General features: G+C 41.1%; 11 protein-coding genes. All 11 read left to right on the top strand.

From position 1 onward, the window contains the following. Positions 1-107 precede the first annotated feature (107 nt). The 11 genes from U9Q08_03465 to purH all read left to right on the top strand — a co-directional run bounded on the left by U9Q08_03465 (position 108) and on the right by purH (position 14,018). Positions 108-1,109: a class II aldolase/adducin family protein gene (locus U9Q08_03465; GenBank protein ID MEA3328774.1), complete on the top strand. Its 1,002-nt coding sequence runs from the start codon at positions 108-110 to the stop codon at positions 1,107-1,109. Between the two features lie 12 nt (positions 1,110-1,121). Then, entirely contained in the window at positions 1,122-2,558 is a 1,437-nt protein-coding gene (locus U9Q08_03460) for an aldehyde dehydrogenase family protein (GenBank protein MEA3328773.1), read from the top strand. Between the two features lie 26 nt (positions 2,559-2,584). Continuing rightward, a complete protein-coding gene (locus U9Q08_03455; GenBank protein ID MEA3328772.1) occupies positions 2,585-2,923 on the top strand; it encodes a 4'-phosphopantetheinyl transferase superfamily protein in 339 nt (112 codons plus the stop codon). 175 nt (positions 2,924-3,098) lie between these two features. Then, a complete protein-coding gene (locus U9Q08_03450) occupies positions 3,099-4,610 on the top strand; it encodes an AMP-binding protein (GenBank protein ID MEA3328771.1) in 1,512 nt (503 codons plus the stop codon). Then, positions 4,597-6,942, top strand: a complete 2,346-nt coding sequence (locus U9Q08_03445; GenBank protein MEA3328770.1) for an MMPL family transporter — start codon at positions 4,597-4,599, stop codon at positions 6,940-6,942. Before U9Q08_03450 ends, U9Q08_03445 begins: the two co-directional genes overlap by 14 nt. A 24-nt stretch (positions 6,943-6,966) precedes the next feature. Continuing rightward, entirely contained in the window at positions 6,967-7,866 is a 900-nt protein-coding gene (locus U9Q08_03440; protein MEA3328769.1) for an outer membrane lipoprotein-sorting protein, read from the top strand. A 21-nt stretch (positions 7,867-7,887) separates the two neighbouring features. After that, entirely contained in the window at positions 7,888-9,342 is a 1,455-nt protein-coding gene (locus U9Q08_03435) for a DUF1302 family protein (GenBank protein MEA3328768.1), read from the top strand. 73 nt (positions 9,343-9,415) lie between these two features. Continuing rightward, positions 9,416-10,684 (top strand): ATP-binding protein, encoded by a 1,269-nt coding sequence (locus U9Q08_03430; protein ID MEA3328767.1) that lies wholly within the window; start codon positions 9,416-9,418, stop codon positions 10,682-10,684. A gap of 5 nt (positions 10,685-10,689) precedes the next feature. Further along, on the top strand, positions 10,690-11,067 hold the full coding sequence (locus U9Q08_03425) for a response regulator (GenBank protein MEA3328766.1): 378 nt from the start codon (positions 10,690-10,692) through the stop codon (positions 11,065-11,067). An 85-nt stretch (positions 11,068-11,152) separates the two neighbouring features. Next, a complete protein-coding gene (locus U9Q08_03420) occupies positions 11,153-12,415 on the top strand; it encodes a DUF1015 domain-containing protein (protein ID MEA3328765.1) in 1,263 nt (420 codons plus the stop codon). 13 nt (positions 12,416-12,428) lie between these two features. Next, complete coding sequence (gene purH, locus U9Q08_03415) at positions 12,429-14,018, top strand: bifunctional phosphoribosylaminoimidazolecarboxamide formyltransferase/IMP cyclohydrolase (protein MEA3328764.1); 1,590 nt, start codon at positions 12,429-12,431, stop codon at positions 14,016-14,018. Positions 14,019-14,235 lie beyond the last annotated feature (217 nt).

Below are 14,235 nucleotides of genomic sequence, written 5' to 3'. Positions count from 1 at the left end.
CCCAACAGGTAAAAGGATTCTATCCGGCGTTTGATATTACGCCTAATAGGTTAATTACTAAACACATTAGTTTGGAGTTAAAATAGAGAGTAGAGGGTAGAGAGAAAATGACAAAAGAAAAAAGATTAAAAGAAGAGATCATCAGGATCGGTAAGAGGCTTTATGAGTTTCGGTTAGTGGCTGCCAGGGGAGGCAACTTAAGCGCGCGGATAGAAGGGGGCTTGATTTTAATAACCTCAAGCGGCACCTGCCTGGGAGAATTGAAAGAAGAAGATATTTTGGAAGTTGATATATCTTCCCCAACAGCGCATGAAACCAAGGGTTTAACTACAGAGTTTGCCCTGCATAGTTTGATTTATAAAGATTTCCCTGTCCAGAGAATAGTCCATTGCCATCCGCCTTTAATTAATGCCTATTATTCTGTTTACGATGAGCTGAATACCGTAACTTTTGAGAACAAACTGGTTTTGGGTAAGGTGCCGCAAGTTACTCAGGATACTCCTAATGTAAGCCGGCCGGAAAAAGTAACAGATGCCTTAAAAACCAACAATATTGTGGTTATCAAAAACCACGGCGTGGTTTCTATCGCCGATGAGTTTAAAGATGCCTTTTATTTAATCGAGGAATTAGAGGAAGCGGTGAAAATGGCCGGTCTTGCCCGGCTTTTTGCTAAGAGTGAGTCGAATAAGTTTGAACAGGAACTAACAGGGAGCCTGCAAAAAACCGGAAAAGTCTATTCTATGTTTTCCCGGAAACATATCTTAACCATTGTAGATCTGATTAACCAAGATGAGGATTTTTTAAAAAAGGCAAAGGAGCTGAATTTAACAGCTCAGGTAGTTATTAAGCTGGACGAAGAAAAGGATAAGGCGTATAAATTTAATTTTCAAGAAGGAAAAATTATTAAAGTAGATTATAATGACGAGGCGCCTTTTGTTATTTCCGGGCCGGCGGATGCCTGGCGTTTGATTTTTGAAGGAAAACTTGATCCTTTTGTGGCTACTACCCAGGGAAAGTTAAAGTTGAAAGGTGAGTTAGGCAAACTCTCCCGTTGGTATGTGCCTTTTACCCGGATGTTTTCTTTATTTAAGTCTTTAAAAATTTCGTGATATAGGAGTAAAATGAGTAAGCAAAGGATTATTAACCCGGCAACCGGGAAGGTTTTGACAGAAGTTCCCCGGTTGACTGAGCAAGAAATAAAGACAGTTATCCAGACGGCGCGGCGGGCCTTTGACCAAGGCCCCTGGCCTAAGATCTCTTTATCTGAACGAAAGGATTTTCTTTTAAAGATCTCACAAGGCATTCTTGATCATGCCCAGGAGTTGGCTCAGCTGGAGACAAAAAATACCGGTAAGCCGATAAAAGAATCAACCTTTATGGATGTTCCTTCCAGCGCCAGGACCTTTGCGCATTTTGCCAATAATCTGGAGCATTACCTTAAGGACAAAAAAATAGAGTTGGATTCCGGGGTAAAAAGTCAACTGTTATATGAACCCCGCGGGGTTGTGGTTCTGATCGTTCCCTGGAATTATCCTCTTTTAATTGCTTCCTGGAAAATGGCCCAGGCTTTGGCCGGGGGAAATACCGTAATTCTAAAGCCATCGAGCCTTACCCCTTTGACTGCTTTAAAGCTGGCCGAAATTATCAACCAAGCCGGCCTGCCTGAGGGTGTAGTAAATGTGGTTAATGCCTCGGGAACAGAGGTTGGTTCTACCCTATGTTCTGATAACAGAATAGATATGATTTCTTTTACCGGCAGCACTGAAACCGGTAAAGAGATTATGCGTTTTGCTTCAGAGAGCCCGAAGAAATTAATTATGGAATTGGGCGGGAAATCAGCCGCTATCATTTTGGCTGATTGTGATATAGAAACAGCTGTGTCAGGAGTCCTTACTTCAATATTTCTTAACCAGGGCCAGATGTGCACAGCAATGTCCAGAATATTGGTAGATAAAAACATATCCGGACAATTTAAAGAGCAGTTTATACAGAAGGCAAAGAAAATAAAATTGGGCAATGGTCTGGAACCCGAAACCCAGATGGGACCTTTAATTTCCGAAACGCACCGTCAAAAGGTTGCTTCTTATGTCGAAAAAGGAAAGGCAGAGGGCGCAAGGATTCTTTGCGGAGACGGGATCCCCGAAAACCCGGAATTAAAAAATGGATTTTTCTTCAAGCCGACGGTTTTTGGGCAAGTAAACGCTGAGATGAGTATTTTTCAACAAGAGATATTCGGGCCGGTGGCCTGTATCAGCGAATTTTCCGGGGAAGAAGAGGCTGTCAGGCTTGCCAATGATAGTTCTTTTGGCCTGGCCTGCTCTATCTGGAGTAGTGATTTAGAAAAAGCAAAAAACTTAAGTGAAAAGATTAATGCCGGCACGATATGGATTAATACCTACGGTATGTTTTATAATGAGGCGCCCTACGGCGGTTTTAAACAAAGCGGCTTTGGTAAAGAATTAGGCAAAGAAGGATTTTTAGAATATACCCGGCTTAAGCATATTAATTATAATTTATCCGGTGAAAAACCCCTGGTCAGCTGCTGGTATACGCTTTAAAAAGGATAAAGGATAAAGGATAAGGGATGATAGGGATAGATATAGTAGACGTAGAGCGGATTAAAAGCGTATATCAAAAGCACGGCTTATTGTTTTTGAAAAAGATTTTAACTGATGAAGAAATTAAAGAATTGCCCTTAGAGAAGAGTCGTTATTTTTTTAAAAGCTTGAGCTGCTATATTGCCTCTAAAGAGGCGATATTTAAAGCCTGCCCTGAAAACGACCTTGATTGGAAGGATATTTCTATCCGGGATATTGCAGGAAATCCCTTAATCCACATAAAAAGGAATAGTTTTAAAAAGAAAATAAAACTATCCTTTTCCGCAACCAAAGATATTGTCTTATCCCAGGCCCTGCTTGCATAATCCGATAATTGCGATAATGAGATTTTCTTGACAGACATTGTTAAAATAGGTATAATATAAATTTGAATAGTAAAATTTTATTATATTATAGTGTAAATTTCATACTAAGCGATAAAAAATCTTCTTTGAGGTTCTTTGAGCGAAGGATCTAAATAATAAAGAATGGAGGTACAAGATGGACATTGCCAAAAAATTAAGAGAGCAGGCTGAAAGGCACCCTGATAAAACATCGATCATTTTTAAAGATAAGCAGATAAGCTTTAAGGAAATAGTCAGCAGGATAAATAAGCTGGCCAATTGGCTTCTTAAGGCAGGAATAAAAAAAGGCGACAGGGTAGCAATTTATCTTCCTAATTCACCGGAATATGCAATTTCTTACTTTGCGGTGTTTACTGTCGGGGCAGTAGCTGTGCCCCTGGATGTTCGCCTGACCGGTCAAGAATTAACAGGCGTCTTGGCGCATTCCGAGGCAGCTGTTTTAATTACCAGGCCGTTAGAGAGTTTTTCCCTGCAAGGGTTGTCAGAAAATGTTGAAGGCTTAAAAAATATCGTTGTTTGCTTCAGCGCAGAAAAGGAAAAATTCTCTTTTGATAAAATTACAGCACAGGAATCTGATGAATTGCCTGATGTTAAAATTGATGATAATGACCTGGCTGTTCTTTTTTATACCTCAGGCACCACCGGTCATCCAAAAGCAGTAATGTGGAATTATAAAAATTTAGATAATTGCCCGATGCTGTTTGAACACATCCACATTGTAGAATTATTCGATGTAATAATATGCGCGCTTCCGTTTTCTCATTCAGGGGGGTTTGTTTCTTTTCAGATAAATGCTGTTTTTGGTTCCACGCTTGTCATTATGGAGCGTTTTATACCAATAGAGTTTTTGAAAAATATTGAGAAGCACAAGGTAAGTTTTTTCTTCATGGTCCCGGCAATGTTTATTGCTCTTTTGCAATTAAAAGAGTTTGAAAAATATGACCTTTCAGGTCTTAGGGGGGCTAATGTGTTTGGCGCGCCCAGCGACCCGAATATGATCATGAGATTTGGTAAATATTGCCCCAATGCCTGTTTATTTAACGGTTGGGGTATGACTGAAACCTCGCCGCCAAACACGGTAAGCGAGCCCAATAAGATAAAGTCCGTTGGTAAGTCCGCGCCCTGGTGCGAGATAAAAATATTTGACAGCAATGACAAAGAAATTTCCCGGGGAGAAATAGGAGAGATTGTAATACGGGGCTGGCCAATAATGGCCGGCTACTATAAAGAGCCGGAGATGACCGGCCGGATAATGAACGGCGGCTGGTTTCATACCGGAGACCTGGGCTGTTTTGATGAGGAAAATAATCTTTATATCAAAGGCAGAAAAAAGGACATGATCATCGTTGGAGGACTGAATGTCTATTCTCCGGAGGTAGAACATGTTGTCCAGAGCCACCCTAAGGTAAAAGAGGCAGCAGTAATCGGGGTGCCTGATAAGCTAAGGGGAGAAGCGGTTAAAGCAGTAGTTGTATTGAAGCCTGGAGAGGAAGCGACAATAACCGAGATTAGGTCTTTCTGCCGCGAAAAATTGACACATTTCAAAATTCCCCAGATAATAGAATTTGTGAAAATCCTTCCCCGGACAAGGTCAGGAAAAGTCCAGAAAGAACTTTTAAAAGAATCAGCCCAACATGCAGCGGTTTAGCGATATTTTCAGCCGGTTTGTTATTAAATTCAGATGGTTATTTATTATACTCTGCTTGATAACCACTGTATTTTTTATTAATACCCTTAAGAACTTAAGTTTTCAGACTAACTTAGGTGATTTTGCCCCCCAAAAACACCCCTATATGCTGGTCCAGAATGAACTCACCCGGATCTTCGGCGGCCTGAATCAGGTTTCTATAGCTATTGAGAGAAAAGAAGGAGATATATTTAACTATCAAACCTTAAGTAAGGTAGACAGGATTACCAGAAAGCTCTATCTAATGGACGGCATAAACGCCGGCAGAGTTGTCTCTTTATCCGCCCGAAAGGTTAAAAATGTCATTGCAACCCCGGAAGGGTTTATCTCAGATTACCTAATGCGTTACCCGCCTCAAACCAGGGAGGGGTTAGCAAAACTGCGGATAATTTGCACCAGAAATCCTTTAATCTACGGGGTTATGGTTTCAAAAGACTTAAAGTCTACGCTTATTCAGGCAGATTTTGAGTCTTCTGTTTCTTCCAAAAGGATATTTGAGGCGTTAAACCAGATAGTGAAGCCGGAGCAGGATCCAGATACTAAAATTTATATTGCCGGCCGTCCTATTTTAGAAGGATGGCTTAATTTTTATCTTCCCAAGATGGGCAAGGTATTTTTAGGCACTCTTGTTTTGATGATTGTCGTTTTATTTATCGCCTTCAGGTCAAAAAGAGGGATAATACTACCCCTTGCTTCCAGCCTGATGGCGGTAAGCTGGGGATTGGGAAGCCTGGCGCTTCTTGGTTTTAGTCTTAACCCGGCCACGATCCTGGTTCCTTTTCTTATCCTGGCCTTAGGTATAAGCCATTCAGTGCAGTTTATAAAGCGGTATTATGAGGAAGTAAAACAGGGTTTAAAAAGCAGGCCGGCGGCGCTGATAACCTTAAAAGAGCTTTTTATCCCGGCGAGTAGTTCATTGCTTACCGACGGTATAGGATTTTTGTCTTTACTTATAATTCCTTTGGTTATGATTAAAAGCATGGCTATTGCCAGCGGTATCGGGGTGCTCAGTATATTTTTTACCACCATAACTTTTATACCCGCTGTCCTTTCGTTCCTTCCGCGGCCCAAAAAGATCGAGATAGAAAGAGAAGAGAAATTCACCATTGTTAACAGGGTATTAAGCGGGATTTCAGGCCTTATCCAGCATAGATTTGCCAGATGGACGATTATCGGTTTATTTTTAGTTCTGGCCCTGATAGGTCTTAAAGGCGCTTCTCAACTTGTAGTAGGTGATAACGAACCTGGATCAGCCATACTTTATCCGAATTCTCCTTATAATCTGGCAGAGAGTTTTGTTAACGAACAATTTAGTGGTTCCAATCCTTATTATGTCTTTATCAAAGGGGACAAGCAGGATTCTCTACTCGATAGCGGTGTCCTCAGAGAAATGGAATCACTCCAAAGATATCTACGGGATAAGATTCCCCAGATGGGTTATAGCCTGTCTTTGGTGGATTATATCAAGGGCTTAAATAGCGCTATGTTTGGCGGAGACCGTAATTACTTTGTTATTCCCAAAGATTCACGGACAATCGCAGAATACCTGTTTTTGTATTATATGTCCAGTTTTCCCGGCGACTTTGACCCGGTAGTCAGCCCTGATTATCGATTTGCTAATCTAAAAGTCGATCTTAAAGATCATAAATCTACTACCATAAAAAATATCATTACTGCAACCGAAAGTTGGGTAAAAGAACACCATCATAACAAGGCAGTAGAATTTCATTATGCCGGAGGAGACATTGGAATTATGGCGGCAATCAATCAAATTATATCCCGGGTTCTGCCGTTAAATATTATTCAGGTCTCAGTCCTGGTGTTTTTATGTATATCTGTTGCTTATGGTTCTATTGCGGCCGGCGGACTGATTTTACTTCCTTTAGGCTTTAGTATTCTTTTGACCTTTGGAATAATGGGAATGTTGGGTATTACCCTGACGGTAGAGACCCTTCCCCTGGCTGCTTTAGGAATAGGTTTGGGGGTGGATTATGGAATTTATGTTGTTAGCCGCTTCAAAAGAGAGTACTCCTTAAATAACAATTTATCGTTAAAAGAGATAGCGTATAAATCTCTGGTTACTTCAGGGAAAGCTGTATTCTTTACCTGTATAACGGTAGCTATCGGTGTATTTTCCTGGCTATTTTCGGATATCAGGCTGCAGGCAAGATTAGGGCTGGCCTTGGGCTCGCTTTTGATCTTGAATATGCTGGGCGCTTTGATATTGCTGCCTTGCCTGATTTCGATAATCAAACCAAGGTTTATTTTTAAGAAATCAAAGGTTAAAGGTTAAAAAAGTAAAAAAAGGAGGACGGAAATGCAGAATTTAAAAAGTTGTCTACTGCTGATAGCAGGGGCTTTATTCAGTGTGGTTATTTTAACAACGCCTGTTCCGGCTGAAAGTTCATTGCCCGAGGTTCCCAGGCCTTATCCGGGTATCTCGGCAGATGACCTGATGAAGATGTGGTTTGAGGTCAAATATACCACCTTTACCCGGGATATCGAATTAAAAGGGGATTATCGTCTTTTTTCTAAGAAGGGTCAGGTAATTAAGAACTGGCGATTTATCCGTTCCCGGATAGTGCTGAATAGAAAAAGCAAGGATATCAACTACAAGGACCTGATAGTGATGACCAGCCCTCCAAATGTCAAGGGGATGGGAATTCTTACCTGGACATACCTTGATACTGAAAGATTGCAGGATATCTGGTTGTGGATACCCAGTTTAAAAAAGATAAGAAGGATTTCTCCCGGCCAGGCTGAGGGTGCATTTATGGGCAGCGATCTTACCAATGCCGAAGTCTCAACCCGTAAATTCGGGGATGAAACTTATAAGTTGACAGGAGAAGAAAAATTTAAGGGTTATTATTGCGATTTTGCTGAGAAAAACTATTACCAGGGTATGGATTGCTATGTAATAGAGGCAAAGCCGAAAAATGATAGATGGTATTATACCAAAAGGATTGTCTGGATTGATAAAGCAACAGGGGCTAATATATTTGAAGAAATGTTCGATGAAACAGGCAGAAAGTTCAAAACTATCTTTAGAAGTTACAAATCTTATACTAACAGGGGTTACCCTGCTCAGATTATTCTGGAATGTAAAAACTTGAGGACAGGCAGCACTACGGTTATTAAGAATGATGAAATAAAATTTGATATAGGGTTGAAAGAAGGTCTTTTTACCGAAAAAACGTTGATGCGGAGTAGATGGTAGCTAAAACAAAGGAGATATTAGATGCGTAAAATTTTATTTGCGGTTATTGTATTAGCGTTATTTATTACTAATTCAGTATTTGCCTTAGAGCCGATGCTTGACGAGGATCTTAATGTCTCGGGTTATCTTAAGAATAAGACAGATGTCAATGTGATAGATGGCCATTTAATGAGGCTTCAAAATATATTTGAGTTAGCGGGAGAATTTAAGATCGAGGAATTTCTTTACCTGTTCGCAAAAGGCCGTTACTACTATGATGCGGTCTATGATATAGAGGATAGATATAAAAATACCAGAGGCATTGATATGAGACAGCCCGGGGACGAATGGCTAAGGGCAGCCTACATAGATTATATATCCGATAAGTTAGATATCCGGCTGGGAAAGCAGGAGGTAATCTGGGGCACGGCCGACGGAGTAAAGATACTGGATAAGATTAATCCCATTAATTACCGCTATTGGACGCTGGATGACGAGCACCTTCCTTTATGGATGTTGAAAGTGGAATATTCGCCGATAACAGACGGAACAATTCAACTGCTGGCAATTCCGGATTATGAGACGAACTTTGTTCCGCCGGCAGGCTCTCCCTGGGCAATGAGGACTTCTGAGATTGGAGAAAGAGGCCTTCAGGGCTTACAGCAAATCCCGGGTATGAATATCAGCCTTATAACCGACAAACCGGAAAAGAGGGCTGAAAACACAAAAGCAGGCCTGAGATGGTTAAGCGTTATTAATGGATTTGAATATACGCTTAATTATTTTTACGGCTATAACTATTCCCAGACCGCTTATTCTTATATGACGTTAACCTGGGTAGGTTTCCCGGTGTTTGATTACGTTCCTTCCGGTTTTACTTTAATTTCGCGTTATGAGCCGATAAACATTGCCGGCGCTTCGTTTTCCAAAACCTTAAGCGGTAATATCTGGGACGGGTTGACTATCAGAGGAGAGTTTGCCCATGTTAATAACAATAAAATAAACTATGGCCAGGACCAGGCAATAATAGCTGAAACAACAATGGAGGGATGGCCTGTCCCCGGAAAGGTAAGCGATGTGGGAGTAGTGGCGGTAGATGAATATAACTACTGTATGGGATTTGATAAATATCTTTGGACAAACTGGCTGTTCAGTTTTCAGGTCATCCAATTTATAACAGTTCCCCGCGCTGATTACGGAAAGGACCGGGGTAATGTCTTGTTATTCGGTCCGACCAGAGGCCCTCTTGATGAGATGGAAACCATGCTCTCTTTAAAAGTTTCAACCGATTTTATGCATGCCAGGTTAAAACCGGAGGTGCTTATTTTGTACGGTGATGATAACGATTGGAAGATTAGCCCTAAAATATCTTATGATATTAGCGATGATCTGATGGTTACTGCCGGTGCCCATATATTCGACGGTGAGCCATCCCAGCTGAGCGGACAGTTCAGTGACCATGACCTGGCGTTTATGGAATTAAAATACGGATTTTAGAGGCCTTTATAAAAACCGTTTCTCTCGTTCCCTGTCCTCATTTTTCTTGACAATAGCCTTTATCCAAAGTAAGATGATAATTGTTTATTTTATTGTCAGGGAATTAAATATGTTTTTCGGGCGCAAAAAAAAGGTTTTTGAAGTAAATTCCCAGGCCAGCAATCTTTTATTAGACGCTGTAGCCTACCCGGTAGTCATTATAGATTTAAATTCTTTAATTTTAACCTGCAATCAGGCGCTGGCTGAACTGTTGGGTTATGCCAGGGAAGATATGACAGGAAAACCTTTTGATTTTATCCTGTCCGCACAAGAGACAAACAGTTCGGATATAATCAGGGATATCAGGCGGGGTTCTTTCAAAGATCGCGACGTATATTTCGAAAATAAAGCAGGCAAAAATATTTCCGTTATTTTCAGCGCAAGGCTTTTGACTTATGGACAGAATGTCCGCAGCATAGTCGGTGTTGCCCGGGACGTGAGAAGGGCGGTGGAGTATATGGAACAGGTCTCGATTTATAGAAATACCCTGGCCCGGAAGACTAAGGAATTAGAAAAAGCCAATGTTGAATTAGGAAAAACCCAGGAACAGTTAATCCAGACAGAGAAACTGGCAGTGGTAGGGCAGTTGTCTTACGGCCTGGCGCATGAAATAAAAAACCCATTGGGCATTATTCTTCAAGGGGTCGGGGTGTTAGAAAAGGAAATATCTCCCGATAACCAGCAGCAACTCGAAACCTTAGATATAGTTAAAAAAGCGGTGTTCCGGTCAGACAAGATCATAAGGTCTCTTTTCGATTTTTCAAAGAAAAAGTCTTTAGAACTTAAGCTTCAGGATATAAATAAGGTAATTGACTTTTCGATAGAACTAACTCAGCACCAACTGAAAGCCGGAAGTATAAATATAGTCAAGGACTATACGAAAGTACTTCAGGTATACATAGATGAGGATCAGATGAAGCAGGTTTTTGTAAATATCATTTTAAATGCTGTCCAGGCCATGCCCGCCGGCGGGCGCCTGCGGTTTAAGACTTTTATCCAGAAGTCGACGAAGCTGGGAGACGGCGCAGGGAGAAGGACGTCGGATATTTTTAAGTTTGGAGAAAAGGTTGTTGTTGTCGAGGTTGAAGACACGGGGATTGGCATTTCCGAAGATAACCTCAGAAAGATATTTGATCCTTTTTTTACCTCTAAAAGGCCGGGTAAGGGAATGGGTTTGGGGTTGAGCATTACGCAGTCAATAATCGATAACCACCAGGGGTTAATAAGAATAGAAAGTGAGCAGGGGAAAGGCACAAAGGTTATTATAGCCCTGTCTGCCATTACAGATAAGAAAGGAAGGTGAGAATATTGGCCAAAAAGAAAATACTGGTAATTGATGATGAAAAGGACTTTTGCCAGTTAACAAAGATGAATCTGGAAGCTTCGGGTGAATTTGAAGTTACGACAGCCATCAGCGGAAGCGAGGGAATCAACCTGGCTAGAAAATACCGGCCGGATTTGATATTACTTGATATTATTATGCCGGGAATGGATGGCGCGGTGGTAGCCGACGAACTGACTCACGATGAAACTACAAAGGATACTCCGATAGTGTTTCTCACGGCAGTAGTTAGGAAAAAAGAGGTGACAGACAACAAAGGAGTAATAGGCACCCGGCAGTTTATTGCTAAGCCAGTGACCAAGGAAGAACTTTTAGTCAAAATCAGAACTTTGCTTAACAAATAACGATAGTCCCCTTACCTAAAAGTTGTTTGATTTTGCGGCCAGATTATGGTATAACAACAAGATATAACAACAGACAGAAGGTAAAATGGCCAAGATATACCCCTTCCAGGGAATTCTTTATAATCAAGAAAAGATCAAAGACATATCAAAAGTAACAGCTCTTCCTTATGATGTCATATCTAAGCGGGTGCAGGATGATTATTATCAGCTCGATAGCTATAATATTATCCGCCTGATACTGGGTAAAACCCGGCCGGATGATAATCAATTCGATAATAAATATACCCGGGCAAGGGATTTTCTTGAACAGTGGATAAAGTCTGATATATTAAAACAGGATAAAGAAGCGTCTATTTATCTGTATAAACAGGATTATAGTATCTTTCAGCAGCGACATACAAGAAAAGGTCTTATAGTTTCAGTAAGGCTGGAGGATTTTGAGGATAAAATAATCCTGCCCCATGAACGGACTTTCTCCGCTCCCAAAGAAGATCGATTGCAGCTTATCAAGGCAACCCGGGCAAACCTTAGCCCGATATTCGCGTTTTATGAAGGCGATGGTAATGGCGTGGAGCAAATTATGGCGGCTTACAGCAAGAAACAGCCGATCATTGGTCTGAGGGACAATGATAAGATAGAACATAAATTATGGGCTATAAACCAGCTTCAAGACATACAAATTATAACGGATTACCTAAAGGACAAATCTATTTTTATAGCCGACGGCCACCATCGCTACGAAACTGCATTGAATTTCAGGAACGAGGTGAAGAGAGAAAAAGGGCAATTTAGCGGCGAAGAGCAATACAATCGTATTATGGTTTATTTGGTCGATATCAATCAGAGCTTTACTGTTTTGCCTACGTACCGGGTAATAAAGGGGCTTGAAAATATAGATTTAGGCAAGCTGAAAGAGTTTTTTTGGGTGAAGACGGTCAAAAATAATGAATTATTGAGCCGGATGAAAAAAGAAGATCAGCAGCACGCATTCGGGATGTATTATAAAAAGAAAAGTTACCTGCTCATTCTTAGGGATGAACTTGTGCTTGAGCAGTTGATTGACAGCCGGGAATTAAAAATATGGAAAAAACTGGACGTAATGATATTGCATAAGTTGTTGATCGAGCATATCCTTGGCCTGGATAAAAAAGATATAGGCTATAGCAGCGATGAAAAAAAGGTGGTTGAGCTTGTAGATAAGGAAGAATTTCTGGCAGCGTTGTTTCTCAATCCGGTACGGATAGAGGAGTTTAAGGCTGTAACCAAGGCCCACCGTTTGATGCCCCAGAAATCGACGTATTTTTACCCTAAGCCGTTAAGCGGATTGGTAATAAATAAGTTTGGGTAAAGGAGAATAAATAATGGTAAAGATCAGGAGGACGTTAATCAGCGTATCTGACAAGCAGGGTATAAAGGAATTTAGCGCCGGGCTTCATGGTTTAGGCGTGGAAATTCTGTCTACAGGAGGAACGGCAAAACTGCTTAAACAGGCGGGTATTCCGGTAAAATTAGTATCTGATTATACCGGTTTTCCGGAGATGCTGGACGGCCGGGTTAAAACACTTCATCCCAAGATACACGGGGGGCTGTTAGCTCTGAGAAAAAACCCCGAACATATGGAACAGATAAAAAAAGCCTCGATCGACCCGATAGACATGGTAGTGATCAACCTCTATCCGTTTGAGAGGATCGCAGCCAAACCTGATGTTAAATTAGAAGAGGTCATAGAAAATATAGATATCGGCGGGCCGTCAATGCTTCGTTCAGGCTCGAAGAACTTCAGGGATGTAGCAGTGGTTTCCAATCCGGATAGATATGAAGCAATTCTAAAAGAGATGGAAGAAAATGATTGCACCTTAAGCGATAACACCCTGAGGAACTTAGGTATCGAAGTGTTTAGGCTGACATCGCAATATGATCAAGCTATATATGATTATTTAAAACAGAATACGAAGGACAAAACACCAGGGATTTGGCTTGGAACAGAAAGCACAGGGGGATTTCCCGATAGTTTAAATTTAAGTTTTGAAAAAGTGCAGGATTTAAGATATGGAGAGAATCCGCACCAGAAGGCGGCTTTTTACAAAGAGAAAAGTCCTGCCCGGTCAGGCGTGGTTGGGGCCAGGCAGCTTCACGGCAAGGAACTTTCATTTAATAATATAATTGACCTGAATGCTGCCTTAGAGATTATCGGGGAGTTTGAGGAGCCCGCGGCAGTGATTATTAAACATACCAACCCTTGCGGAGCAGCATTGGGAAATACCCTGGATCAGGCCTATAAAAAGGCGCTGGAATGCGACCCATTAAGCGCTTTTGGAAGCATCATTGGGCTAAATAAGACCGTAGACGCTTCCACGGCCGCAAGTATTATCTCAGCCGGTTTTGTAGAGGTGATAGTTGCTCCTGATTATGAGCAAAACGCGTTAGCTGAGCTTGAGAAAAAGAAAAATTTAAGGATTTTAGAGATAGGGCCGATACTTCACAAATCTCAGAACATGGTCGATTTTAAAAAAGTAGTAGGAGGATTACTGGCTCAGGATTATAACCAGAAGAGTGTTTTAAAAGAAGAATTAAAGGTTGTTACTGATAGCGTTCCCGGCGATAGCGAAATAGACTCGCTGATTTTTGCCTGGAGAATTTGTAGACATGTTAAATCTAATGCCATTGTTCTGGTTAAGGGCAGCTGCACAATAGGCATTGGCGCGGGCCAGATGAGCAGGGTCGATTCAGTGATTATTGCCCGCAGAAAAGCAGGAGAAAGATCAAAAGACTCGGTCCTGGCCAGCGATGCCTTTTTCCCCAAACGGGATGCAATAGACGCGGCTGCCCGGGCAGGAGTAAGGTCCATAATCCAACCCGGCGGCTCAATCCGTGACCAGGAAATAATTGATGCCTGTAATGAGCATAAGATCAGTATGGTATTTACCGGGACGAGGCATTTTAAGCACTAAAGTATAAATATTAATAAATCAAATTAGGTCATAAAAAAGTCATAAGTTTTAAGTCATAAGTCATATTAAGTCATAATAAAACTTATGACTTATGACTTATGACTTTAGTGTTTTAAAGTTAGGATTCAATTGTTTAAAATGAATTACAAACAGGCTCTCGAGTATCTTGATTCTTTTATTGATTACGAAAAGATTATAGATTATCCCTATAACGCTT

The organism is Candidatus Omnitrophota bacterium (assembly GCA_034717435.1).
In the GTDB taxonomy this organism is placed as follows: Bacteria; Omnitrophota; JAUWXU01; order JAUWXU01; family JAUWXU01; genus JAYELI01.
This window is presented reverse-complemented; position numbering and strand designations above follow the sequence as displayed.

What these genes read in the sequence shown, in the direction of transcription:
- U9Q08_03465 (MEA3328774.1), top strand. Translation starts at nt 108, where the DNA reads ATGACAAAAGAAAAAAGATTAAAAGAAGAGATCATCAGGATCGGTAAG.
- U9Q08_03460 (MEA3328773.1), top strand. Translation starts at nt 1,122, where the DNA reads ATGAGTAAGCAAAGGATTATTAACCCGGCAACCGGGAAGGTTTTGACA.
- U9Q08_03455 (MEA3328772.1), top strand. Translation starts at nt 2,585, where the DNA reads ATGATAGGGATAGATATAGTAGACGTAGAGCGGATTAAAAGCGTATAT.
- U9Q08_03450 (MEA3328771.1), top strand. Translation starts at nt 3,099, where the DNA reads ATGGACATTGCCAAAAAATTAAGAGAGCAGGCTGAAAGGCACCCTGAT.
- U9Q08_03445 (MEA3328770.1), top strand. Translation starts at nt 4,597, where the DNA reads ATGCAGCGGTTTAGCGATATTTTCAGCCGGTTTGTTATTAAATTCAGA.
- U9Q08_03440 (MEA3328769.1), top strand. Translation starts at nt 6,967, where the DNA reads ATGCAGAATTTAAAAAGTTGTCTACTGCTGATAGCAGGGGCTTTATTC.
- U9Q08_03435 (MEA3328768.1), top strand. Translation starts at nt 7,888, where the DNA reads ATGCGTAAAATTTTATTTGCGGTTATTGTATTAGCGTTATTTATTACT.
- U9Q08_03430 (MEA3328767.1), top strand. Translation starts at nt 9,416, where the DNA reads ATGATAATTGTTTATTTTATTGTCAGGGAATTAAATATGTTTTTCGGG.
- U9Q08_03420 (MEA3328765.1), top strand. Translation starts at nt 11,153, where the DNA reads ATGGCCAAGATATACCCCTTCCAGGGAATTCTTTATAATCAAGAAAAG.
- purH (MEA3328764.1), top strand. Translation starts at nt 12,429, where the DNA reads ATGGTAAAGATCAGGAGGACGTTAATCAGCGTATCTGACAAGCAGGGT.